Below are 23,176 nucleotides of genomic sequence, written 5' to 3'. Positions count from 1 at the left end.
TTTCACGCCCTGATGTCTCCCGCCCGATCGCTCACGGTCCACGAGTACGACGGCGGGTGGGCGAACCTGCCGCACCTGACGGACGATGCGTCGTTCACCGGACGCTCGCGCGACTTCGGCCGACGCCTGCTCACGCTCCGCATGACCAGCCTCGTGGCGGCCGAGGATCGCGAGAACATCCCGGCCGAGAGCCGCTCCCAGGAGCTGGTCAAAGGTGACGCGCGGCACATCCGCATCTCGCGAGACGACGTCCTCACCTACGATCCGCCGCGCGACCCGTCGCCGCGGGGCCTCCGTCGGGTCTTGCGGTCCATCAGGAATCGCTCGCCCCTGCTGTACGACGAGCTGCGCGACCTCGAGCTCCTCCGCCACCGTCGGTCGCTGACCACGCGTGCCGCGCCCCGTGACTACGACGGCGAGTTCGTTCCCGGTGGTGCGCACGATGACAGTCGCGTCGTGATCGCGCCCGCTGCACCGGAGGGCGCCGAGCGTGCCGTCATCATCGGACTCCACTGGTTCGAGCTCGGCGGCGCAGAGCGCTGGGCGTTCGAGACGGTGAAGCTGGTGAGAGAGGCCGGCCTGCTTCCGATCGTGCTCACGAATCGTGAATCCCACCAGCCGTGGATCGGCCGCCCGGAGCTGGACGGTGCCCTGATCATCCCCTTCTCAGAGCCGACTGTCGCTTCGCAGACGCCGGGCGTCGAGGAGCTGCTGAGGGGAATCCTCGGCGCTTTCGACATCCGCGGCGTCGTGGTCCACCACAATCAGTGGCTGTACGACCGGCTTCCGTGGATCGCGGCGTCGCGACCGGGCATACCGATCGTCGACTCCACGCACATCGTCGAATACCGCGGGGGAGGTTATCCCCGCAGCAGTGTCGTCGCGGCGCCGAGCATCACTGCGCACCACGTCATCTCGCCGACGCTCGCCCGCTGGATGACCGAAACGCAGGGGATCCCCGCCGCGAAGGTCTTCATGGCACCCCTGGGCGGCCTCACCGTCGAGCTGAAGGACGCGAAGTTCCGCGAGCGCAACCCCGATGCGCCGTTCACCGTGGCGTTCGTCGGTCGATTCGCGCGGCAGAAGGCGCCCGAGGTCTTCATCGCCATGGCCGGCCGCGTCAGGGCGGCGGGGCGCACTGTGCGTTTCATCATGCACGGCGACGGCGAGCTCGCGGGCTGGGCCGACGAGTTCATCGCCCTCAAGGGTCTCGGTGACGTGATCGAACGCCGCAGCTCGGCCGTCCCGGTCGACGAGACCCTCGCCGAAGCCGATCTGCTCGTCGTGACCTCTCACAACGAAGGTCTCACATTGACCACCCTCGAGGCGATCGCTCACGGTGTGCCCGTCGTCTCGACGGATGTCGGCGCCCAAGCCGACATCGTTCCGCGTCAGGGACTGATCTCGCGACGCGTCCACCGGTCCGTTTCCGAGGCGGCACGACGCGTGCTGGCGCTCGAATCGGACGAGGCTGCTCGTCGAGAGCTGTGGACCAGGGAACGGAAGTCGGAGAAGAAGCTGCTGTCGCAGCAATCGGCGACGGAATGGTTTGCACAGGAGGTCGGTACGTGGTGACCGTGGCCGCGGTGGTTGTGACGTTCAACCGCCTCGAGAAGCTCAAGACCGTGATTGCGTCTGTGCAGGCGCAGACTCTGCCGGTGGCGCGACTGCTCGTGATCGACAACGCATCGACGGACGGCACCGCCGACTACCTCGCGGGTCTCGAGTCGAGTGTCCCTCTCGAAGTGGTCACGATGTCGACCAACTCCGGAGGAGCAGGCGGGTTCGCCGAGGGGATGCTGCGCGGGTACGCGTCCGGCGCCGACCATGTCTGGATCATGGACGACGACTGCTATCCGAAACCCGATGCTCTCGAGGCGCTCGTCCGCGGCTTCGATGCCGCAGTGGACGAACTCGGGCCCGATGTGCCGTTCGCCTGCTCGGTCGTGAACTTCACCGACGGCAACATCTGCGAGATGAACAATCCCGTGCCGACGTGGGACTGGGGACGGCTTCTCGTCAAGGGCCAGCAGAACGTGATGGTGACGGCGTGCTCGTTCGTGTCGGTGCTCATCCCACGCTGGGCCATCGCACGATACGGGCTGCCCTACCGCGATTACTTCATCTGGTTCGACGACCGTGAGTACACGCTTCGCCTGACGCGTGTGTGTCCCGGTGTCCAGGTCCTCGACAGCGTGGTCATCCATGACATGGGCGACAACCGCGGCGTCAACTTCGCGATGGTGGACAGCAAGTCGCTGTGGAAGTTCCGCTACGGCGTGCGAAACGAAGCGTCCTACCAGCTTCACCACCGCGGCCTGCTGTATTACCTCGAGTTCGGTGCCCGCCTGTTCGTGAGCCTTCAGCGCGGCCGCGTGCCGCTGGCATTGCGGGGAAGCCTGCTGGGCAGGTGGGTGACGGGGGCGTTCTTCAACCCCGGCGTCGAGTACCCCGAGACACGCACATGACCGGAGAACCGCCTGCGGTGCGACTGCGCTGCAGGCGGTTCTGCGTCAACCGACCGTTTACTGCCCCTTGGTCGCGTAGAACGCCTCGGTGGCGTCTTTGCTCGGCGCCCACCACGACTCGTTGTCGCGATACCAGGCGATGGTCGACTCGAGGCCGGCGCGGAAGTCGCCGTAGCGCGGGAGCCAGCCGAGCTCAGTGCGCAGCTTCGTGGAGTCGATGGCGTACCGCAGGTCATGGCCGGCCCGGTCGGTCACGTGATCGTAGGCGTCGCGGGGCAGGCCCATGAGCTCGAGGATCAGCTCGACGACGTCCTTGTTGTTCTCCTCGCCGTCAGCGCCGATGAGGTAGGTCTCGCCGATGGTCCCGCGATCGAGGATCGTCAATACGGCGGAGGAGTGGTCGTCGGCGTGGATCCAGTCCCGGACGTTCTCGCCGGCGCCGTAGAGCTTGGGGCGGATGCCTCGCAGGACGTTCGTGATCTGCCTCGGGATGAACTTCTCGACATGCTGGTACGGGCCGTAGTTGTTCGAGCAGTTCGAAATCGTGGCACGGACGCCGAACGAACGCACCCAGGCGCGCACGAGGAGATCGCTGCCGGCCTTCGTCGAGGAGTACGGAGAGGACGGGTTGTAGGGCGTCGTCTCGGTGAAGCGCGCGGGATCGTCGAGTTCGAGGTCGCCGTACACCTCGTCGGTGGAGATGTGGTGGAATCGGCGATCGTGCCGACGCGCGGCCTCGAGCAGGGTGTAGGTGCCGATGATGTTCGTGTCGAGGAACGGCCGCGGGTCGTGGAGCGAGTTGTCGTTGTGCGATTCGGCGGCGTAGTGCACGACGGAGTCCACTCGGCCGAAGAGCTCGTCGACCAGCCCGGCGTCGGCGATGTCGCCGCGGACGAACTCCACGCGGCCTGCCGGAAGACCGTCGAGCGAGGCGCGATTGCCCGCGTAGGTGAGTTTGTCGAGCACTACGACATCGTGGTCGGTCGTGTCGACGAGGTGGTGCACGAAGTTCGAGCCGATGAAGCCCGCGCCGCCCGTCACCAGAATCCGTGCCATTGTCAGCGTCCTTGCTCGAGGAGTGTCATGAAGTACTGGCCGTACCCCGACTTCTGCAGCGTCGAGGCGTGCGCACGCAGCTGCTCGTCCGTCAGGAAGCCACGACGCCACGCGACCTCTTCGGGAGAGCCGATCTTCTGCCCGGTCCGACGCTCGATGGTGCGCACGAATTCCGCGGCGTCGGTCATCGAGTCGAAGGTTCCGGTGTCGAGCCACGCGGTGCCCCGGGGCAGAACCTCGACCTGGAGAGCGCCGCGTCGGAGGTACTCCAGGTTGACGTCAGTGATCTCGAGCTCACCTCGCGGGGACGGCTTCAGGGACCTGGCGATCTCGATGACCTCGTTGTCGTAGAAGTACAGACCCGGCACTGCGTAGTTGCTCCGCGGCACCGAGGGCTTCTCCTCCATCGATATCGCCATGCCGTTCTCGTCGAACTCCACGACGCCGTAGGCCGTGGGGTCGGCGACCCAGTAGGCGAAGATCGCCCCGCCCTGGATGTCGCGGAAACGACGGAGCTGCTGACCGAGACCGGGGCCGTACAGGATGTTGTCGCCCAGAGCGAGCGCGACCGTGTCGTCGCCGATGAAGTCGGCACCCAGCACGAAGGCCTGTGCCAGGCCATCCGGTGCTGGCTGCGTCGTGTACTCGATGCTGACGCCGAACTGCGACCCGTCTCCCAGGAGCCCCCGGAACTGATCGGAATCACGCGGTGTCGTGATGATCAGGATCTCGTTGATCCCGGCATTGATGAGCGTGGAGAGGGGGTAGTAGATCATCGGCTTGTCGTACACGGGGACAAGCTGCTTGGACACCCCGAGAGTGATGGGGTGCAGGCGCGTGCCGGATCCTCCGGCCAGGATGATGCCCTTCATGGCAGAACCTTTCGTGGGAACGCGGACTCGTCGGCGAATCAGCGGAAGAAGCCGCGCGCGTTCTCCCAGGTCGGAAGCGTCCCCGCGTCGAGGAGCTCCTGCAGTGTGGGAGCGACGATGTCCTTCTCGGACAGGATCGGCTCGCCGAACTCCTCTGGAATGGTCAGGCCGATGGTCGGGTCCTGCGGCTGGATGGCCCCCTCGGTCTGCGCGTTGTAGACGTTCGAGCAGAGGTAGGTGACGATCGAGTCCTCTTCGAGCGCGACATAGGCGTGTCCGAGGCCTTCAGAGATGTAGATGGCGCGACGGTCCTTGTCGTCCAGTCGGACGACGTCCCACTGACCGAAGGTCGGCGACCCGACACGGATGTCGACGACGAAGTCCAGCACGGCGCCGTAGGCGCACGTCACGTACTTGCCCTGGCCCGGCAGGTCGACGTAGTGGATGCCTCGCAGCACGCCCTTGGCGGAGCGTGAGATGTTGGCCTGACGAAGGTCCAGGCGGTGACCGACCGCCTCTTCAAGCGGTTCGAACCGGTACCATTCGGCGAACGAGCCACGGTTGTCATCGAACTGACGGGGGGTGAACTCGAAGCTTCCCGGAATGGCCAGCGGTCTCACATGCATGGGGGCCAGTCTATCAGCGGCGCCCGGGGCCTCCCGCGCGCGCTCAGGCGTTCCCCGACGCCGCGGCGCTGCCCAGCGACCGCAGCACGGCGGCGATCCCGGCCGGCAGAGAGGTCTGGACGAGCCCCTGCAGATCCGTCCACACCTCGCTGCGTACTCGCAGGTCGGATGCCTGCCCCCGCGCGTCGCCCCCGCCGAAGGCGACGAGGGGGCGGTGACGGCGCACCCGGGTGATCGTCCCGATGAGCTCGCCGATCGACACCGCCGTGCCTGCGCCGATGATCTTGGTGACGGTCGCACCGCGCTCGATGTCGCGGGCCCGATCCGTGCCTGCGACGACCACGGCGGCGCAGTCGTCCTCGTAGATGTAGTCGCGCAGAGTGTCGAGGGAGACGTAGACGGTGACGGGCTCGCGACGCACGTACGTCTCGCAGAGCACGGAGATGAGCCCTTGTCGCTTGCCCAGCTTCTGACCCGGTCCGTACAGGTTGGTGATGCGCCCGACGAACCCGTGGAGCCCGTGCTCGGCGACCGCCGTGCGAAGCGAGTCCTCCATCGACAGTTTGGTCTCGCCGTACGGGGACGCGGGGGCGACCGGCGACGACTCCGAGTAGGGAGGGTCGTCGACGCCCGCATATGCGCCGCCGACGGACGAGGCCAGGAACACCGTCGTGCGGGAGCGCAGCCCGTCGGGCACCTCGGCGAACCCCGCGAGGAACGCGCCGAACACCTCAGCCTCCTCCCGCAGCACCTCGGCGGGGGTGGAGGTCACTCCGCTCCCTGCGCACCAGTACAACGTGTAAGCCTCTGCGTCGTCCTCGTAGAGCCTGCGCAGACCCTCGCGCAGATCGGCCTCCGCGTGGGCGCGCTCGGACCACCTCACGTGCTGGACGATCGGCTCGCTCGCCGTCCGCCGTGCCACGGCGCTGCCGAGCAGGCCTCGGCCGATCACCCAGTCACGCGTCATCGTGCTGCGGTACGTCGGGTCGGCGAGCGGGTACGTCGGGCCGGTGAGCGAGGGGCGAATCGGCGGGGTCGCGCACGATCAGGTACGGGGGCTTGCCCATCGCCATGTTCACCGCGACGCCAAGGTACTCCGCCACGATCCCGAGCGAGACGAGGATCGCCCCGACTCCGAGCGCCGTCACCACCATCTGCGAGGTCCAGCCCTCGGGCACGTCTCCCGAGACGATCCGGGCGATGATCAGGTACACCGCGAAGAGCACGCCGGCGATCGCGAAGATGGCGCCGAGGATCGTCACGAGGCGGAGCCCCTTCGTGCCCGTCGAGAGCACCATGCGCAGGAAATGGCCCAGCAGCCGCGTGTAGGAGTATCCCGAGGGGCGGTCGCCCTCTTCCCGCAGCGTGACATCGCACGTCACCTGACGGTTCGCGACCCACGTGAGCGCAACGTCCAGGTATACGCCGGTGCCGGTGTAGGCGGCGACGCTCCGGCCGATCTCGCCGAGGATCAGCCGGAAGCTGTTGAACTCCGACGCGTTGCCGCTGCCGAAGATGCTCTGCAGGATCCGCTTGGCCGCCCGGGAGGCCGCGTTGCGCACCACACCATGGGGCGGCTTGTTCGTCGGCTTCGCGTACACGACCTCAGCGGCATCGCGGATGGCGGTGTCGAGCATCGCCGAGATGAACGCCGGGTCCTGCTGACCGTCCTCGTCGACCGTGACGATCCAGTCGCCGCCGGAAGAGGCGATGCCTGCGAGGGTGGCCGCATGCTGGCCGAAGTTGCGACTGAGCCACACGACCTTGATGAAGGTGTGCTGCTGCGCGAGCCGGCGCAGCACCAGGTCGGATCGATCCGGACCGCGATCGTACGCGAGGATGACCTCGGTGATCCGGGCCGACGACCCGTCGGGCGTCTGGAATCCCTGGGTGTACGGGACGAGCTCGTCGATGACGGCAGGAAGTGTGCGCTCCCCGCGATACACCGGGATGACGACGGAGATGGTGTGTTCGTGTCGTTCGCTCATGACGACATCCTCTTCTTCAGGATCCGGTACGTGACGCGCCGGCGCTGTGCCATCAGCCAGGCGTTGCGGTTACCCACACGGACGTCGCCCTCCGTCAGGATGTCGGGCCGACGCTGCCGGAGGTCGCGGTGATAGGACGACACCTGCTGGTACTGGTAGTCCGTCAGCGCGACGCTCCACTGGCCGTTGTTGAGGCGGAAGACCGCGCCGGGCTCTGCGTCCGGTATGAAATCGCCCTGCAGCAGCAGATTGATGTAGGTCGCCTGATCCACGAGGTACGGGAACCGGAAGTCCCACAGCCCCGCGGCATCCAGGGCCTGGCGTCGCATCAGCACCGAGCCGGGCTCGCCGAACACGTTCGAGCCCGCCCGCACGGTGTGACGGATCGCCTCGGCGCCGCGCATGGGCCCCCGGACGCCCTTCAGCCCGTAGGCGTTCACGACCACGTCACCGCGGGCATCGACCAGCCGCCGGCGAGCGGCCGTGAGCACCGCGGCGGGGTTCTCGTCGAGGATCGCGACCTGGCGGCGAAGCGAGCCCGGGAGAAGGTAGTCGTCTCCGGGCAGCAGCTTGATGAGATCGCCGCGCGCCTCGGCGGAGACGCGGTTGAAGTTCGCCTCCGCGCCACCGCCGGCAGGCGTGACCAGGAGCCGGACCCGTGGGTCATCCGCGAACTCTCCCATCGCGTCCCACGTGGCGTCCTTCGAACTGTGGTCGGCGACGATCAGCTCCAGGTCGACCCCGTCCTGCTCCAGCACGGAGGACATGGTCTGCCGGATGAACGGCTCGTTGTTGTAGGCCGGAACGACCACCGATACACGGGGGTGGCTCATGACGCACCGCGCTTCCTGTGAAACGAGAAGTAATTGTGCCCCACGTAGCTGACGATCGTCGTGACGGTGACGATCGCGATCTGCGCGACGAGGGGGTGGATGTGCAGCACCTCGACGAGGACCGGCAGCATCACGAGGTTGATCGCGAACGAAACCGCGTACACGGACGAGAAGCGGAGCAGGTCACGCCAGACGTGGCCCTTCACCCGGAAGACGATGTGCCGGTACAGCACGAAGGCGCACAGGACGCTCACGATCTGCGCCACGACGAGCGCGATCATGTAGCCGCCCGGCAGTGAGTGGAAGAGCCAGAGGAACAGGGTGTACCAGAGGAAGCCGATCAGCGTGTTCGCGGCGCCGACCGCAAGGAACAGCACCCGCTTGTCCTTGACGATCTTCATGAGCGGACCCGGCGGCGAGTCCGCAGGAGGCATGCCGCTCATGCCGGCGCACCGCCCGCGCGCAACAGGGCGTCGTCGTCGAGACGCACGCGTCGGTTCTCAACCGCGCTGGTGCGGACGGCCTCCATGACAGCGGCGTGACGGCGACGCGACGCGAGCTCCGTCGAGCCGTCGCCGCGAGCCACCAGATCGCGGAAGTACGCGACCTGGAGGGCGAACTGGTCGGCTGCCGGGATGTCGAGCCGCTCACGCACGGTGTTCCGAGTCAGCGTCACCGCCGGGGTCCTGTCGGCGGGGATGGAGAAGCTGCGGTCGATGTCGAGCTGGCCGCTCGAGCCCCAGAATCGAGCTTCGTTCCGGTAGTCGTATTCGAAGCCGAACGAGGCCGCGGCCGTCGTGCCGTTCGCGAATTCGAGCAGGACGGCACCCACGAGATCCACGCCGCCCGGCTCGCCGCGCAGCGTGGCGGTGACCGCCTCAGGAGCGGCGCCCAGGTAGAAGCTCGCCATGTCGAGACAGTACGCGCCCGCGTCATTGAGCGCTCCGCCGCCGAGCTCGACCGAGTTGCGGAGATCATCGGGGGGGAAGGGAGGGAACCCGAACGACAGGCTGATGTGGTGCACCGTCCCGATCAACCCGTCCGCGATGCCGTCGCGTACGAACTCGTTCTGCGGGTGGCGCTCGCACATGAAGTTCTCGACCACGACGAGGTCCGATGCCGCTGCGGCGTCGAGGATCGCAGCGCACTCGCCGTAGCTTGCGGCCAGCGACTTCTCGCACAGCACGTGCTTCCCGGCCTCGAGCGCCGCGAGCGCCCACTGGGCGTGAAGACCCACCGGCAGGGGGATGTAGACCGCGTCGATCGATGGGTCGTCGATGATCGCGCGATAGCCGTCGAACACCGGGATGTCGTGGCGTGCCGCGAACTCCACGGCGCGGTCTCGCGCGCGGGCGGCGACTCCCGCCACCTCGACACCGGGGGTGCCGAGCATCGCCGGGACCGTCGAGCGATCGGCGATCTTGGACGCGCCGAGAACGCCGATCCTCAGAGGTGGCACAGGATCCCCCGGACGTGCGGGTTGATGTAATTGTCCTCCTTGAGGAGCGCCTTGATCTGCGACAGCGTGAACCAGCGGTACTCATCCGGGAATTCCGGAAGGTCTTCGGCCCGGACCTCGACGAGCATGTTGAGGTTGGATTTGAGGTAGAAGCGTCCGCCGTCCTCGGCGAGCCACTGACGATAGACGACGGTGCGCGGCGCGGCGCCCTCTTCGAGGAAGAACTCGCTGAAGCGCGGAACGCGCCCGCCGTGCGCCGTCTTCAGGTTCGAGTACGTCGCCTGGAGCGTGGGGGAGATCTGATACAAGAGGGTGTTCCCGGGCTCCGCCTTCGCGTGGAGGAGGTAGTGCCAGACGCCGTCGAACCGCGTGCGCACGATCCCGAGGATTCCTGCCTCCCGCTGGTAGATGAACGGCTGGTCCCATCCGCTGACCTCGCGCGCGGAATTCGTGATGCTGACGCCGACGATCCGGAAGAACTCGCCTGAGACGTGGTAGATCTCGCCGCTCTCCGGATCGACGCGCCAGTCGCGCAGGTCGGGGATGTTCTTGCGATCCAGCCGGATCGGGGAGCGGGCACGGATGTCGTCGATCCACGTCCTCAGATCGTCGAGCGTATGGAACGAGTTGACGTCGGAGAGGACGAGATCGATGTACTCCTCGAGCTTCGCTCGCGCCGCTTCGTCGTCGATGGAGGCCGCCGCGGCCTTCAGGTCATCTGCAGGATTCATTCGCTGTTCTCTCGTGCCATGTGTGATTGCCTGTGGAGGACTTCGGTGATGCGGCCGGCGTCGCCCCAGACTCCGGGCGAGTCGAAGGGCCGATCCGGGAAGGCGCCGTACGCGAGCGTGATCGACAGGCCGTGCCGGGCGATGAACGCCTCGACCGCGTCGGCGAGCGACTGCGGCGTGCCACTGCAGCATTCGACCGTCCCCGTCACCTGCTGGTCCAGTGCCGCGGCCCGGATCTGCACCGCGAGCTCGTCCACATCGATGAAGTCGTACAGGTTCTTCCCGGTGGTGAAGGGGAACTCGGCATCGCCGCGCGCGTCTGCGGCGAGGATCTTGTTGAAGATCGAGTTGCTGCGGACATCGTCGCCGACGATGTAGTAGCAGCGGAGCCAGACGAGGTCGGTCGCGCCGTCCGAGAGCGAGGCGCCGAGGAGCTGCCGCAGCGCGGTCTTGGCGATTCCGTAGGGCGTGGTGGCGCGCGAGGGGGTCTCGGCGTCCACCGGACCTTCCCAGTACCCGATCTCGTGCATGGTCCCGAGGGGGGCGATCCGGCGCACTCCTCGGTCGGCGGCCGTCATGAGGAAGTCGTAATGCGCCGAGAGGTCCTGGCCGTGCGCGCGCGACCGCAGCACGAAGCCGTCGCGCCAGGCGAGGTGGATCAGGGCGTCGGCGCCCTCGATCCGGGCCCAATCGTCCTCGGTGAGATCGAACGCGGACCGCTCGATGATCTGATCGGCGGGAAGCACGGTGCGCAGCCACTCATCACCGGACCGGGCGATCGCGACGACCTCGTCGCCCCGCTCGAGCAACTCCTGCACGACGTGCCGGCCGATGTATCCGCCTGCGCCCGTGACCACGACTTTGGCACTCATGCCGTCCTCCTCGGCGCCGATGCGCCCGCAACAGCCTACTCGGGAGATGCTGGATGTCAGGTCGGCGCCGCAGGGGCGTACGAGTACGCTCGATGGGTGCCACACCTGATGACGCGAGAGCCAGGCGATGTCCTCCCTCAGCCCGAGTCGGTGACCCCCGGAGGAGTGCGGGCCTGGCTGACCCGGCCGTGGGTGTGGCTGGGGCTCGCGATCCTTGCGACGCTGCTGCACGCCGCGCTTCGCATCCTTCGCACACCCCGCTACTTCTTCTGGGACGACACGCAGCTCGGCGCGTACGGTCAGTGGTACGAGCTGGGCACGAGGCTTCTGTCGGGCACGTGGACGATCCTCGACCCCGGAGCGTGGCAGGGCGGCAATCTGTTGGCCGAGGGCCAGTGGGGCGTGTGGAGCCCGCTCGCGTGGGTCGTCGCGATCGGAGCCCACGCATTCGGCGGCGCGACGGTCTACGCGACGCTCGTCAAGGTGGGGTTCCTCGTGCTCCTGTGCGTGGGTGTCTTCCTGCTCGCCCGTGACTACGGAGCATCGCCCGGCTGGGCGGCGGTCGCCGCCTTCGGCGCGACGGCCGGCGGACAGACGATGTACCTCGATGCGCCTTCGTGGGTGACGGGGCTGCAGAGCGTCGCGCTGTTCGCCGTCACATGGTGGACGCTGAGGCGCTCGGTGATCGGAGGGCGCAACCCTCTCGCATTCGTGATCAGCGCCTACCTGCTCATCACGGTGGGCTACGTGTTCGGCGTGATCGAGCTGGTGATCCTGTTCGTCTTCGTCATCATCGAGTCTGCGGTCTCGGGCGGAGCGCGCGCGATCCTCCGGCCCGTCTGGCTGGGCGTCTACGCAGGACTGCTGACGGTGTTCGTCTATCTGCCGGGGATACTGACGGCGCCTGTCACGGTGCGGTCCGCATCGGGCATCGAGAACGACCAGTTCCTCAACATGGACCTGAGCGACCTCGCCACCTCGCCGATCGTGACCGCTGTGAGCACCGTCCGCGGGTACTGGGGCGACATGGCACCGGTGCCTCTGCAGTACACGAGCTGGCTGGTTCCGATCGCGCTCATCGCGGCTGCGGCGCTGTGGCGGAACTGGCGCACCCTTCTCCCGGTCTTCGGCGTCCTCATCGCCACCGGCGCGTTGGTGATCGGACCGAGCGTCCTCGGGCCGCTCCGCTACCCGGCGCGCATGATGCCTTATCTCGTTCTCGCCGTGGTCCTGCTCATCGCGGTCGCCGCGACGAAGGGCTGGCCCCGGCGGGCCTCACGCGCGCAGCGCGTCGGGGTCGTCCTCGTCATCGCCGGCTGTGCATGGTTTGCGTGGGCGGCGCAGCCCGCCGCGTGGGCGTGGGTGGTTGGCGCCGCCGTGCTGCAGATCGGGGCGTTCGCGATCATGGACGCGGCCGTGCGGCGCGGTGCGGACCCCCGGACGGGATGGGGCGTTCCGCTCATCGCACTCACCGCGTCGGTGGCGCTCATGGTCCCGCAGCTGGTCAAGTACGGCAACAGCCCGCTGGGGGAGTTCCGCGTGCCCTCATCCGTCAGCCAGATGCAGGCCGTCGGCACGGACCTCACGCCGGGGGTCATGACGGTGGGCGATGTCTACTCGCTGCAGCAGGACCCCGAGGCGTACGACGAGTCGCTGCTCGCGAATCTGTGGTACCTGACCGAGAAGGACGTCGTGGGTGTCTACACGGTTCTTCCATTCCGCGCCTTCGCCGAAGAGCTGTGCATCGACATCAGGGGCAGCACCTGCCCGCAGGCATACGAACGGCTCTTCGAGACGACCCCGGCGCAGCCGGTCGCGCTCGCCGACGATCTGCGCCTGAACACCGTCATCGGCATCCCCGGTGTCGACCTGGAGACAGCTCCGTTCGTGCCGGAAGGCTGGACGCTGCAGACCGGTGAGCACACGTGGCGGGTCGTCCGGGACGAGCCGGTCGAGCCCGCCGGCGGGATCGCGCGAGTCTCGGCGGGAGTTCGCGCCGAGATCGTCTCGGAGACCGACACCGAGCTGCGGCTGCGGGTTGAGGACGTGACCTCGACGGGTGGCAGTGTGGTCTTCAGCCGCATGGCGTGGCCCGGCTACAGCGCCTCGTCGGGTGTCATCGCGGATCCCGAGCGTGGCTTCCTCCTCACGCTCGACGTCAGCGCTGAGGACCGGGGTCACGAAATCACGGTCACCTTCCGGCCGCCGGGGTGGGGGATCGAGCTGGCCAGTGCGCTGCTGGCCGCGGTGCTCGCGGTGGTGCTGTGCGCAGCGTCCTTCCTCAGCGCCCGCCGCCGGCCGGACGCTGAGGCGGTGCCGGTGACGGGCACGGAGCCGACCGGCGCGCGCGACTAGAATCGACGGGATGCAGCGCGCCCTCGCGCCGTCCCGAACCCCAGAAAGCACCGCTCATCCATGGATCTCCTCATCGTCGGCTCCGGCTTCTTCGGTCTCACGATCGCCGAGCGGGCAGCGGCATCCGGTCGCAAAGTCACCGTCATCGATCGCCGGCACCACATCGGCGGGAATGCGTACAGCGAGGACGAGCCGACGACGGGGATCGAGGTGCACCGCTATGGCGCTCACCTCTTCCACACCTCCAACCCGGGCGTGTGGGAGTACGTGAACCGGTTCACGACCTTCACCGACTACGTGCACCGCGTGTACACGAACCACAAGGGCGTCGTCTTCCCGCTGCCGATCAACCTCGGCACCATCAACCAGTTCTTCTCGGCCGCCTACACGCCGGGCGAGGCTCGCGCCCTCGTGCATGAGCTCGCAGGCGAGTTCGATGCGAAGGATGCCGCGAACCTCGAAGAGAGGGGCATCGCACTCATCGGGCGGCCCCTGTACGAGGCATTCATCCGGGACTACACCGCGAAGCAGTGGCAGACCGACCCGAAGGATCTCCCGGCGGAGGTTATCAGCCGGCTGCCGGTCCGGTACAACTACGACAACCGCTACTTCAACGACACGTGGGAGGGTCTGCCCACCGACGGTTACACCGCGTGGCTCGAGCGCATGGCCGATCACGCCAACATCGATGTGAAGCTCGACACGGACTTCTTCGACGAGTCTCAGCCGCTGAACAAGGCGGCGACCGTCGGCCAGCTGCCGGTCGTCTACACCGGACCGGTGGATCGGTACTTCGACTACACCGAAGGCGCGCTCTCGTGGCGGACGCTCGACTTCGAAGAAGAAGTGCTGGAGGTCGGTGACTTCCAGGGGACCTCGGTCATGAACTACGCGGATGCGGATGTGCCCTACACCCGCATCCACGAGTTCAAGCACTTCCACCCGGAGCGCGCGGATCGCTACCCCGACGACAAGACCGTCGTCATGCGCGAGTTCTCGCGTTTCGCGACACGCGACGACGAGCCGTACTACCCGGTCAACACGCCAGAGGACCGCGCGGGCCTGGTCGCCTACCGCGAGCTGGCGAAGGGCGAGAAGGACGTGTACTTCGGCGGACGACTCGGCACCTATCAGTACCTCGACATGCACATGGCCATCGGGTCGGCACTCTCGATGTGGAGCAACCAGTTCGCGGCCGCTGCCACGGCGTGAATCCTCCGGCGCGAGCGCGGGGCGCCGCCCCGCCGGCCCTCGTTGCCGGCTGCGTCCTCTGACGCCCGCGGAAACGCGGCGTCGAGCCGCGGGTCACTGCCGTCAGAGGACCGGCGCGAGCCTGCTGTCCAGCAGCTCGGTGAGGCTCCGCGCGAACGAGCGCGTCACGTGGTTGTCGTCGGTGTACACGACCACGCCGCCGATCCGCGACATGCAGCGCTCGGCGTCGCAGAAGGCGTCGTCGAGATCGATCAGCGTCGCTCCGGTCGCGAGCGCCGCCGCTGCCATCGGGTCGTCGAAGACGGCCGCTGTGCGCGGAAGGCTGCACTGCGAAGGAGTCGCTGAACGCGTGAGGCAGTCCACGGCGCTCTCGCCCTGCTGCGGCGGTACCGCGCTCATCTCGGGAGGGTCTTTGAGCACCACGACGAGCTTTCCCGCGTCCTGCAGTCGCCGGATGCTCTCCTCCACCTGGGCTTGGGTGAGCGGGTGGACGGACGGGTCGTCACTGACGTAGAGCCTCGTGCGGTTCATGAGCACGACCACGTCGATGTCGGGGTCGGCAGCGACGGCATCGTGCATGCGCACCGATTTGTCGAGGCACTGCTCCGCGTAAGCGGGGTCGAATCCCCAGGCGCTCCCGGTCAGTTCGCGCGACATCACGGCGCATCCCGAGACGAGGTAGGTGCTCAGCACGCCGTCCGCCGCGGCGACCGCCGAGCGAAGCGGCTCGACGAAGCGTGTGGCGTGGGAGTCCCCGATCAGCGCGACATGGGGACCCGCCGCGGCGCGGTCTCCGAAATCGCACCGCGCGAAGTCGTCGGAGGCGGTGGACCGCTCGCATGCCCGGATGTCGTCGGGAGGCAGGTCGATGGCGAAGGAGGAGAGGGACGCGACGAGAGGAACGTCTTCGACCGGGCCGCAGGAGGAGTCCGGCATCGCCTCGGCGCCGTAGCACACCGACTCCTGGGTCGATGTCGGCGTGGGCGGCGTGATCCGGTGGAGCGCCAGCGGCAGGGCGCACGCAGCGACCATCAGCATCGCGATCAGTGTGGCGAGGAATGTCCACCGGGCCCTGGTGTGCGCGACGAGCGCGTGTGCGCGGACCGGGTCTTCGATGAACCTCTTCGAGAGCCACCCGAGCACGATCGACGCGATGAGGATGGCGGCCGCGGCGAACGTGCCGATGGGCGCGCCGAGGGCATAGGGGAGGAGCACCACGAGCGGCCAGTGCCACAGGTAGGCGCCATACGAGACGTCGCCCACGAACTGCACCGGGCGGATCGAGAACAGTCCCGTCGGCGCGATCACGGACTTCGGCGATCCGGCCGCGATCACCAGGGCGGTGCCGACCGCGGGGAGGAGAGCGGTGAAGGAGGGAAACGGAGTGGAGGCCGTGTACAGGAGCATCGACACGGCGATCATCGCGAACCCCACCCAGGACGCGAGGGCCGCCGGGAGGGTGCGGAGAGGGACCGCGACACGACGCAGGAGGAGAGCGAGCAGGGCCCCGAGACCGAACTCCCATGCCCGGGTGAAGGTCGAGAAGTAGGCGATCGACGGCTCGACGGCCGTCGACGAGATGGAGAACACGAGGCTCGCGACCGTCGCGAGGCCGATCACCCCGGCGATCAGGACCTCCGCGCGCGCCCGCCGCAGGGCGGCGATCGCCACGCCGGCGAGGACGAGGAACGGCCACACGAGGTAGAACTGCTCCTCGACGCCGAGGCTCCAGAAGTGCTGGACGGGTGACTTGACGTTCGACAGCGCCATGTAGTCCACGGACTGTGCGGCGAGCGCCCAGTTCTCGACATAGAACGCGGATGCGATGATCTCGGCGCCGAACTGCGACCAGCGGGTGTCGGGCACCCAGAGCCACACGGCGAGCGTCGTGACGACGAGAACGAGAAGCGAAGCCGGAAGGAGCCGCCTCGCGCGTCGCGCCCAGAATTTCGGCAGCGAGATCCTGCCTGTGCGCGCCTGTTCGCGAAGAAGGTGGTCGGTGATGAGGAAGCCGGACACGACGAAGAAGACGTCGACGCCGACGTAGCCGCCGGGAAGGCGAAGAGGCCAGAGGTGGAAGACGAGGACCCCCAGCACCGCGAGCGCACGCAACGCCTGGATCTCGGGTCGGACGGCCGTCACCGCAGGGGTTGCTCGGCGCTCGGCGGCGGCCGTTACAAGAGATGCTGTCATCGTGTTCCAGGAAGGGCGGGGGCGTCCTGACGAAGTGACGCGCTGCTAGCGTACCGACGCCGACCTGCGTGAATGCCCGGCGCCACCCTGAAACGGGCCAGCCCGGCGACACGCCGGTCAGTCGTCGAGAACACGCCACAGACGGATCGCGCCGCTCGCCGGGCGGCCGAGAAGTCGGGCTTCCTCGGGGGTGAGCGTGTACTCGCGCTCCGCGACGAGATCCAGCTGGTCGCTGTACTCCGCGCCCCAGTCGTACGAGCACGTCGAGTCCGTCATGATCCAGCCGATGTCCGCGTCCGCCATCGCATCGAAGTCCAGGGATCCGGTGGCCCGGCCCTCGTGGGAAGCATCGATCGCCTGCTTCTCGGCCGGCCATGCCATACCGAGGTGGTAATACGCCATGGGCGCACCGCTGCTCACCTTCGTGGTCCGCGGGTCCACGCACAGATCGGGGAGGATCAGCGAATCTTCGGTCGAGGCGGCCTGCGAGGCGAGCGCCGAGGTCGCCTGCTCGCGCTCGGTCCGCGAGCTCCAGCTTGCCTGCGCGGTGTCGTCGGTGATGTAGCTGATCCAGTCGGGAAACGCGAGGAGGTACAGGACCGTGGTCGCGCTCAGCACGGCGAGAGCCACCCGGTGCGTGGCGCGGGAGCCGCCGACGTAGCGTTTCTCGGCGGGGGGAGCGTCCGGCGACGGGGTGTCCTCTCGACGTACCGCCCACGACCAGCACAGGGCGGCTATCACGCCGCCGAGCGTCAGACCGTTGATCCAGAATCGGTACGGCTCGGCGTTGGCGCCCCACAGGTCGTTGACGGCGAGGAACACGAACGCCACGGCGCTGCCGAGCGCCGGTCCGATCAGCGCCGCTTCACGACGCATCACGCCGATCGCGCCCACTCCCAGGAGTGGCACGAGCACCGGCAGTGCACCGACGAGCGCCTGCCAGGAGACGACGCCGAGCGCGTGGTTGGATGCGACTCGGTACAACAGGAACGGATCGCCGTCGAGAACACCCGTGACGGTGAAGAGCACCTGCGGCAGGGCCGTCGCCAGTGCCGCGACACCGGCTGCGACGACGAGGCCGCGTGTCTGGATCGCGGCGAGCACCAAGCCCGGGACCGCGGGAAGGAGACCGAACACCAGCGTGGGCAGCTGGCCGGCCTGTGCGGCGACGAAAGGGCCGGCAAGCGCCGTGGCCACCAGGAGCGCTCCGCTGACCGCGAGGTGGACGTACACCCTGCGGGATCGCGCGATCGCGGTCGCGGACGTCCCGAACACCACGACGAACGCGGTGATGAGGAACGAATACGTCTGGAATGCCGAGAGCATGCCGATGGCGGCGCCCACGATGATGGTGACGCTCCATCGCACGACGCGCGTCCGCGGCCGGCACCACGTCCACATGAGCAGCGACACGGCGATGATGCCGACGGACAACCCGGCGCTCTCACCGTTCTTCGAGAACAGCGCCCCGTAGGGGCCCCACAGCACGGCATGGGCCTGGAGGACGATGTACCAGCCGCCCGTCTGGAGGTACGCGAAGACGCCCGTGAGGAAAAGCAGCGGCGACAGCAGCCCGAGCCACCACCGACGGCTGAGGGTGATCATCACGCACGCGAGGACGATGACGGCGGTGACCTGGAAGAGGATGCCCATGATGTTCCACGTCATGTAGACGTCGAGCCCGGTGAGCCGCGACACCGCCCCCACGAGCGAGTAATACAACCTCGGATAGTGGCTGATGCCTGTCTCGGTCAGCGGCTCGGGGCTGCTGAGGTCGCCATCGCGGACGTTCGCCGCGATCGCCAGGTAGCCGAGCTGGTCGTGCCACAGGAACGTCCGCATACGCGTCAGCGGATTGTGCACCGCGATCAGCTGGCCGGCCAGCTGCGTGACGACGAAGACCACGGCGGCGATGGCCGCGACGAGCACGTATCTCGAAACGGGAATGCGTGGGGGCTTGGCCGCCGTGTCGCCGTCGGCGGGATGGTGGGGAGGCATCGCACAATGATAATCGGCGGGGTCGTCGCCTCCCGCCGCGTCGGAGCCGGTTGCGGTCGCCGCCCGGACTCGCTCTGTCGTCCGGTGCGGCTCCCTCAGTTCGGCAGGCGGTACAGCGTGAGTTCCGGCCCGACGGTCGCCCCCCGGAGGAGTCGGTGCACGTAGTCGCCGGCGGCGACGATCTGCGTCAGCTCGACGGGGGAGCGCGGGGGCAGGCCGAGGGAGCCCCACACCTCGACGACGGGCAGCTCGGCGACTGCGCTGTAGAGGTCGAACTGCGGCTGCCGCTCCGGTTCGGCGAGGTACCGGTCGGACATCAGCGACGACGTGAGAACGTAGCGGACGTCGCCGGATCCGTCCGAGGCAGCGGGCTGCCCCTCCGTGAGGGTGAGGCCGGATGCGATGGAGCCCGGCCCCTGCGGATGGAACGGTGTGTAGCCGTCGAAGGCGGTGTTGGCGGGCGTCGCGCCGAGCGCCTGGAGCTCGCCGGCCGCGGTGGAGCGCGTGTCGGGCGCGGCAGCGTATGCCACCTGCGCCGCCGTGCCCGCCAAGAGCGTGACTCCCGAGAGGGATGCGATGACGGCCACCGCCGCCCGTGCCGGCACCCGCTGACGGCGCAGACCGGCGCACATGCTCCAGAGCGTGTGCACGCCGATGCCGCCGAGGACGATGGTCACGGCGTAGACGGGAAGCCCCCACCGATCCCAATGCAGGCTGAGGCTCGACAGCGCGATCCAGTACACGAGTCCGATCATGTACGGGACGAGGGTCCCCCAATCGCGCAGAAGGAGCGCCACGACTCCGACGCCGGCGAACACGGCCACCAGCACGCCTCCGGACTCGACGAAGGTCGTCACATAGAACGCCGCATTGCCGAAGAAGCCGAGACCGCCTGCGCCCAGGTGCGTCCCGGCGTTCTGGACGGAGAACTGCCGGGCGACTTCGGAGGCGTTGGTGAACAGCGTGGGCGAGAGGAGGAAGGTCATGCCGACGACCATTCCGATCGCGGCGCCTCCACGGCTGACGATGCGCAGTGGCGCCCGGTGCCGCAGCGCATCGACGATCACGACGGCTGCGATTGCGGCCGTGCCGACGATGGCGGGATACTTCACGGTGATGCCCGCCGCGACGCCGAGGCAGGCCAGCGCGAGCCACCACCAGCTGCTCGTCCGCGTGTACGCGATGCAGGCGTAGAGGACGACGAGAACGGTGAATGCGAGCGGAATGTCCGGAGTCGCGTAGCGCGAATGCTCGACGAAGGGCGGGAAGAACGCGATTCCGAACGCCGCGAACAGGCCGGCCCACCTCGAGTGATCCCTCCCGATCAGGTATGCGAGCGGGATCATCGCGGTTCCGAAGGCTGCCGTCAGGGCCCGCGAGATCGCGTAGAAGGGTGCCGGCGAGATGGCGTACGCGGCCTCGGCCGGCATGCCCATGACCAGGTGCGACCATGCCTGGAACGCGAGATAGCTCAGCTGGATCTCGAGATGGTCGGGCCGGAAGAAGTAGGCGGGCGCGAACGAGTTGCGCTCAGCGAGGTCGATCGCGCCGCCGACGACCACCCACTCGTCGGGATGCAGCAGCAGCGGCAGACCCCAGGTCACGCCTGCGAAGCGCACCGTTCCGCCCACGACGACGATGGCGACGAGGAGGGGGATGATCAGCCTGTCAGGCCGACGACGCGCCGGTCCCTCCGCAAGGGTGCTCGCAGAGTCGGTGCGCTCGAGGGTCACCTCAGGCGACCCTCGAGCTCTGAAGCGGCGGCATCGGCTGCCACGAGGCATCCTTGTCGATCTTGCGTCCGTCGCGCAGGCCGCGGAAGAGATTCGACGTCCCGCGGAAGGTGCGTTCCACGAACACGAGGCGAATGAGCTCCTTGCCGAACGTCAAGCTCGTGCCCAGACCGAACAGGAAGGGATTGTAGACGTCGAGCGAGCGGTAGTACTTCTTGATGTATGCGCGGTTGCGCATGATGTAGTAGCGGTACGCGTTGCTCGACGCGTTCATGTGACGGATGCCCATGTCCCACTGCTTGATCTCGCGGGTGCGCCGCAGAACGAACTCGTCGACGATCACCGACCGGGTCTTGCGCGACGCGAGCCAGCCGTACATCTGGTCGTCCCAGTAGATGAAGAAGCGCGGGTCAGGAAGACCGATCTGCTGGACGATGTCGCGGTGGATGAACATGCCCTCGAAGCATCCCGAGTTCATCGGCTTGTAGCCGGACTCGTCGAACTCGGCGGGAGCGAAGGGGATGGGGATGCCGAGGGGCTCCGCGATGCGGTACTGCCAGTAGAAGGCGCTGCCGTCGTAGTCGTACCGGCGCCCCTGGATGCTCTTGAAGCGCGGAGCCCACTTGCCCATCTTCGCGAGGCCGTCGGGGAGAACCTCGACGTCGTCGTCCATGAGCCAGATCCACTCCGAGCCGAGCTCGTACGCGACACGCATGCCTTCGCTGAACCCGCCCGAGCCGCCCGTGTTCGTCTCCATGCGGTGGTAGACGAGGGTGGCGGGCTCGAGCCCCTCGCGGAACGACTCGACCACGTCCGTGGTGTCGTCGGTCGAGGCGTTGTCGATCACCACGACGTGGCCGGGCTTGGGGTCCATCGCCGACAGGCTCGTCAGCAGCCGCGAAAGCAGACCCGACCGGTTGAATGTCACGACGGCGATGGTCGCCGAGGCCGGGTCGAACGAGGGGGTGGGCACAGAAGTCACAGGGGAGGTTCTCCGAGCGCGAAGCAACGGGCCGAGAAAGCGTCGGCCGAGTGCAGATTCTACCTGGTCAGAGTGTCGACGCCCTTCAGCCGAATGGGAGCCTGGGGTCCGCTCCACCCCCACCGTGGGATCGCACCTCCGCGGGTCCGCGGTCCGCAAGCGGTCGGCCATAGACTTGAGCATGTGACCACAGCCGCCGTCGGCGCCCCCGGATCGCCTCGGCGCTATCTCCACTCGCTGTGGCTGCTGTCGGCGCGCGACCTCAAAGTGCGCTACGCCACGAGCGCGCTCGGCTACCTGTGGTCGATCCTCGACCCGCTCGTCATGAGCGCCATCTATTGGTTCGTCTTCACGCAGGTGTTCCAACGCACAGTGGGTCACGAGCCGTACATCGTGTTTCTGATCACCGCACTTCTGCCCTGGGTGTGGTTCAACTCGTCCGTGTCCGACTTCACCCGCGCGTTCAGCAAGGACGCCCGCCTGGTGCGCTCCACTGCGATCCCGAGATCCATCTGGGTCAACCGGATCGTTCTCAGCAAGGGCGTCGAGTTCCTGTGTTCGCTCCCCGTCCTTGCGCTGTTCGTCGTGATCTCGCAGTACTCGGAGCACCCTGCCGAACTCGGGTGGGGTCTCCTGTGGGTCCCGGTGGCGATCGCGCTGCAGACGGTGCTGCTGGTCGGGCTGGGGCTTCTCGTCGCCCCGCTCTGCGTGCTCTGGACCGACCTGGAGCGCACGACGAAACTCATCCTGCGGGCGCTGTTCTACGCATCGCCGGTGATCTACGGCGTCGAGGATCTCCCCGGCGCATTCGAGACGCTCGCCGCCTTCAACCCGCTGTCGGGGATCTTCGCGCTGTACCGCGTCGGCTTCTTCGCGGAGGAATGGGACCCGTGGGTCATCGGAACGGGCGCGGTGATGTCCTTCCTCTTCCTCGCCCTCGGGATATCCGTGTTCCGGCGGCTCGAGCGCCCCGTGCTGAAGGAGCTGTGATGACGGCATCCGATCTCGCCATCGAGGTCCAGGACCTCGGCGTGCGCTTCCGGCGCAACAGACGGGGCCGTCGCAGCATCAAGGACCTGTTCTCGGACTCCACCCGGCGGTCGAAGCCCGGTGAATTCTGGGCGCTGCGCGACGTCAGCTTCGACGTGAAGCCGGGTGAGTCGATCGGCGTCGTCGGCCGCAACGGTCAGGGCAAGTCGACCCTGCTGAAACTCGTCGCAGGGGTGCTTCTCGCAGACGAAGGGTCCGTGGCGGTCAACGGCGGAGTGGCGCCGCTCATCGAGATCACGGGCGGGTTCGTCGGCGACCTGACCGTTCGGGAGAACGTGCGCCTCACCGCGGGACTGCACGGCATGTCGAAGGCCGAGGTGGCGCGCCGATTCGACGGGATCATCGACTTCGCGGAACTCGAGGACTTCATCGACACCCCCTACAAGCACCTCAGCAACGGAATGAAGGTGCGCCTGGCGTTCTCGGTCGTGTCACAGCTCGAAGAGCCGATCCTGCTGGTCGACGAGGTGCTCGCCGTCGGCGACAAGGCCTTCCGCGAGAAGTGCTACACGCGCATCGATGAGCTCCTCGCCGACGGCCGCACGCTCTTCTTCGTGTCGCACAGCGAGCGTGATCTGCGCCGCTTCTGCTCGCGCGGGCTCTACCTCGACAGGCATCGTCTGGCCTTGGACGCTCCGATCGGCGAGGTGCTCGACCGTTACAACGCGGATTACCCCGTCGGGTGAGGCGGCAGCCGCGGGTGGGCGGCGAGTGCGGCGCTCCGAGCGTCGTGGACGGCGGATGCGCG

20 protein-coding genes are annotated in these 23,176 nt (G+C 67.7%); 6 read left to right on the top strand and 14 right to left on the bottom strand.

The annotated features are described in order from the left end of the window. The first annotated feature begins 12 nt into the window (after window positions 1-12). Window positions 13-1,575 carry a glycosyltransferase gene (locus tag ACFQ7C_RS09745; RefSeq protein ID WP_378899731.1) on the top strand — a complete coding sequence of 521 codons (1,563 nt, stop codon included), beginning with the start codon at window positions 13-15 and terminating at the stop codon, window positions 1,573-1,575. Next, entirely contained in the window at window positions 1,569-2,468 is a 900-nt protein-coding gene (locus ACFQ7C_RS09740; RefSeq protein WP_378899728.1) for a glycosyltransferase family 2 protein, read from the top strand. The genes ACFQ7C_RS09745 and ACFQ7C_RS09740 overlap by 7 nt, the downstream gene beginning before the upstream one ends. Before the next feature lie 57 nt (window positions 2,469-2,525). On the opposite strand, the gene rfbB is transcribed toward ACFQ7C_RS09740, so the two are convergent. From rfbB to ACFQ7C_RS09690, 10 genes are read right to left on the bottom strand one after another with little or no spacing between them, the layout of a single operon-like run. Further along, the gene (gene rfbB, locus ACFQ7C_RS09735) at window positions 2,526-3,524 is read right to left on the bottom strand and encodes a dTDP-glucose 4,6-dehydratase (RefSeq protein ID WP_378899725.1); all 999 of its coding nucleotides are present in this window, start codon (window positions 3,522-3,524) and stop codon (window positions 2,526-2,528) included. 2 nt (window positions 3,525-3,526) lie between these two features. Continuing rightward, a complete protein-coding gene (gene rfbA, locus ACFQ7C_RS09730) occupies window positions 3,527-4,396 on the bottom strand; it encodes a glucose-1-phosphate thymidylyltransferase RfbA (RefSeq protein WP_378899722.1) in 870 nt (289 codons plus the stop codon). Window positions 4,397-4,434: 38 nt separating this feature from the next. Next, complete coding sequence (locus ACFQ7C_RS09725; protein WP_378899719.1) at window positions 4,435-5,022, bottom strand: dTDP-4-dehydrorhamnose 3,5-epimerase family protein; 588 nt, start codon at window positions 5,020-5,022, stop codon at window positions 4,435-4,437. 43 nt (window positions 5,023-5,065) lie between these two features. Next, window positions 5,066-5,989, bottom strand: a complete 924-nt coding sequence (locus tag ACFQ7C_RS09720; RefSeq protein ID WP_378899716.1) for an NAD-dependent epimerase/dehydratase family protein — start codon at window positions 5,987-5,989, stop codon at window positions 5,066-5,068. Continuing rightward, the gene (locus ACFQ7C_RS09715) at window positions 5,979-7,010 is read right to left on the bottom strand and encodes a glycosyltransferase (RefSeq protein ID WP_378899713.1); all 1,032 of its coding nucleotides are present in this window, start codon (window positions 7,008-7,010) and stop codon (window positions 5,979-5,981) included. The genes ACFQ7C_RS09720 and ACFQ7C_RS09715 overlap by 11 nt, the downstream gene beginning before the upstream one ends. Beyond that, a complete protein-coding gene (locus ACFQ7C_RS09710; protein ID WP_378899710.1) occupies window positions 7,007-7,843 on the bottom strand; it encodes a glycosyltransferase family 2 protein in 837 nt (278 codons plus the stop codon). The genes ACFQ7C_RS09715 and ACFQ7C_RS09710 overlap by 4 nt, the downstream gene beginning before the upstream one ends. After that, window positions 7,840-8,286 carry a GtrA family protein gene (locus tag ACFQ7C_RS09705; RefSeq protein ID WP_378899708.1) on the bottom strand — a complete coding sequence of 149 codons (447 nt, stop codon included), beginning with the start codon at window positions 8,284-8,286 and terminating at the stop codon, window positions 7,840-7,842. The genes ACFQ7C_RS09710 and ACFQ7C_RS09705 overlap by 4 nt, the downstream gene beginning before the upstream one ends. Then, window positions 8,283-9,236 carry a Gfo/Idh/MocA family protein gene (locus tag ACFQ7C_RS09700; protein WP_378899706.1) on the bottom strand — a complete coding sequence of 318 codons (954 nt, stop codon included), beginning with the start codon at window positions 9,234-9,236 and terminating at the stop codon, window positions 8,283-8,285. Before ACFQ7C_RS09700 ends, ACFQ7C_RS09705 begins: the two co-directional genes overlap by 4 nt. Before the next feature lie 53 nt (window positions 9,237-9,289). Next, window positions 9,290-10,033 (bottom strand): NDP-hexose 2,3-dehydratase family protein, encoded by a 744-nt coding sequence (locus tag ACFQ7C_RS09695; protein ID WP_378899704.1) that lies wholly within the window; start codon window positions 10,031-10,033, stop codon window positions 9,290-9,292. Then, on the bottom strand, window positions 10,030-10,905 hold the full coding sequence (locus tag ACFQ7C_RS09690; protein WP_378899702.1) for an NAD-dependent epimerase/dehydratase family protein: 876 nt from the start codon (window positions 10,903-10,905) through the stop codon (window positions 10,030-10,032). Before ACFQ7C_RS09690 ends, ACFQ7C_RS09695 begins: the two co-directional genes overlap by 4 nt. Window positions 10,906-11,013: 108 nt before the next feature. Here ACFQ7C_RS09690 and ACFQ7C_RS09685 point away from each other — a divergent pair, with 108 nt between their 5' ends. After that, a complete protein-coding gene (locus ACFQ7C_RS09685; protein WP_378899700.1) occupies window positions 11,014-13,260 on the top strand; it encodes a hypothetical protein in 2,247 nt (748 codons plus the stop codon). A gap of 60 nt (window positions 13,261-13,320) precedes the next feature. Next, window positions 13,321-14,472 carry a UDP-galactopyranose mutase gene (gene glf, locus ACFQ7C_RS09680; protein ID WP_378899698.1) on the top strand — a complete coding sequence of 384 codons (1,152 nt, stop codon included), beginning with the start codon at window positions 13,321-13,323 and terminating at the stop codon, window positions 14,470-14,472. A 102-nt stretch (window positions 14,473-14,574) separates the two neighbouring features. Here the strand turns inward: glf and ACFQ7C_RS09675 are convergent, their stop codons facing one another. The 4 genes from ACFQ7C_RS09675 to ACFQ7C_RS09660 all read right to left on the bottom strand — a co-directional run bounded on the left by ACFQ7C_RS09675 (window position 14,575) and on the right by ACFQ7C_RS09660 (window position 21,378). Then, window positions 14,575-16,614, bottom strand: a complete 2,040-nt coding sequence (locus ACFQ7C_RS09675; RefSeq protein WP_378899696.1) for an acyltransferase family protein — start codon at window positions 16,612-16,614, stop codon at window positions 14,575-14,577. A 168-nt stretch (window positions 16,615-16,782) separates the two neighbouring features. Continuing rightward, window positions 16,783-18,663 carry a hypothetical protein gene (locus ACFQ7C_RS09670; protein WP_378899694.1) on the bottom strand — a complete coding sequence of 627 codons (1,881 nt, stop codon included), beginning with the start codon at window positions 18,661-18,663 and terminating at the stop codon, window positions 16,783-16,785. Between the two features lie 95 nt (window positions 18,664-18,758). Beyond that, window positions 18,759-20,396 carry an ArnT family glycosyltransferase gene (locus ACFQ7C_RS09665; RefSeq protein ID WP_378899692.1) on the bottom strand — a complete coding sequence of 546 codons (1,638 nt, stop codon included), beginning with the start codon at window positions 20,394-20,396 and terminating at the stop codon, window positions 18,759-18,761. Between the two features lies 1 nt (window position 20,397). Next, the gene (locus tag ACFQ7C_RS09660; protein WP_378899689.1) at window positions 20,398-21,378 is read right to left on the bottom strand and encodes a glycosyltransferase; all 981 of its coding nucleotides are present in this window, start codon (window positions 21,376-21,378) and stop codon (window positions 20,398-20,400) included. A 183-nt stretch (window positions 21,379-21,561) separates the two neighbouring features. On the opposite strand from ACFQ7C_RS09660, the gene ACFQ7C_RS09655 reads away from it, so the two are divergent. Then, window positions 21,562-22,368 carry an ABC transporter permease gene (locus ACFQ7C_RS09655; RefSeq protein WP_378899686.1) on the top strand — a complete coding sequence of 269 codons (807 nt, stop codon included), beginning with the start codon at window positions 21,562-21,564 and terminating at the stop codon, window positions 22,366-22,368. Next, the gene (locus ACFQ7C_RS09650) at window positions 22,368-23,114 is read left to right on the top strand and encodes an ABC transporter ATP-binding protein (RefSeq protein ID WP_378899683.1); all 747 of its coding nucleotides are present in this window, start codon (window positions 22,368-22,370) and stop codon (window positions 23,112-23,114) included. The genes ACFQ7C_RS09655 and ACFQ7C_RS09650 overlap by 1 nt, the downstream gene beginning before the upstream one ends. Window positions 23,115-23,176 lie beyond the last annotated feature (62 nt).

Source organism: Microbacterium sp. NPDC056569 (genome assembly GCF_042793475.1).
GTDB lineage: Bacteria > Actinomycetota > Actinomycetes > Actinomycetales > Microbacteriaceae > Microbacterium.
Note: the sequence above shows the minus strand (reverse complement) of the source record. Positions and strands in the feature narration are given on the sequence as shown.

Bases quoted from the DNA above. Each gene is read 5' to 3' on its own strand.
- ACFQ7C_RS09725 (WP_378899719.1), bottom strand. From the start codon at position 5,022: ATGCATGTGAGACCGCTGGCCATTCCGGGAAGCTTCGAGTTCACCCCC.
- ACFQ7C_RS09685 (WP_378899700.1), top strand. From the start codon at position 11,014: ATGACGCGAGAGCCAGGCGATGTCCTCCCTCAGCCCGAGTCGGTGACC.
- ACFQ7C_RS09690 (WP_378899702.1), bottom strand. From the start codon at position 10,905: ATGAGTGCCAAAGTCGTGGTCACGGGCGCAGGCGGATACATCGGCCGG.
- rfbA (WP_378899722.1), bottom strand. From the start codon at position 4,396: ATGAAGGGCATCATCCTGGCCGGAGGATCCGGCACGCGCCTGCACCCC.
- ACFQ7C_RS09745 (WP_378899731.1), top strand. From the start codon at position 13: ATGTCTCCCGCCCGATCGCTCACGGTCCACGAGTACGACGGCGGGTGG.
- ACFQ7C_RS09695 (WP_378899704.1), bottom strand. From the start codon at position 10,033: ATGAATCCTGCAGATGACCTGAAGGCCGCGGCGGCCTCCATCGACGAC.
- ACFQ7C_RS09720 (WP_378899716.1), bottom strand. From the start codon at position 5,989: ATGACGCGTGACTGGGTGATCGGCCGAGGCCTGCTCGGCAGCGCCGTG.
- glf (WP_378899698.1), top strand. From the start codon at position 13,321: ATGGATCTCCTCATCGTCGGCTCCGGCTTCTTCGGTCTCACGATCGCC.
- ACFQ7C_RS09650 (WP_378899683.1), top strand. From the start codon at position 22,368: ATGACGGCATCCGATCTCGCCATCGAGGTCCAGGACCTCGGCGTGCGC.
- ACFQ7C_RS09705 (WP_378899708.1), bottom strand. From the start codon at position 8,286: ATGAGCGGCATGCCTCCTGCGGACTCGCCGCCGGGTCCGCTCATGAAG.
- ACFQ7C_RS09710 (WP_378899710.1), bottom strand. From the start codon at position 7,843: ATGAGCCACCCCCGTGTATCGGTGGTCGTTCCGGCCTACAACAACGAG.
- rfbB (WP_378899725.1), bottom strand. From the start codon at position 3,524: ATGGCACGGATTCTGGTGACGGGCGGCGCGGGCTTCATCGGCTCGAAC.
- ACFQ7C_RS09670 (WP_378899694.1), bottom strand. From the start codon at position 18,663: ATGCCTCCCCACCATCCCGCCGACGGCGACACGGCGGCCAAGCCCCCA.
- ACFQ7C_RS09700 (WP_378899706.1), bottom strand. From the start codon at position 9,236: ATGCTCGGCACCCCCGGTGTCGAGGTGGCGGGAGTCGCCGCCCGCGCG.
- ACFQ7C_RS09715 (WP_378899713.1), bottom strand. From the start codon at position 7,010: ATGAGCGAACGACACGAACACACCATCTCCGTCGTCATCCCGGTGTAT.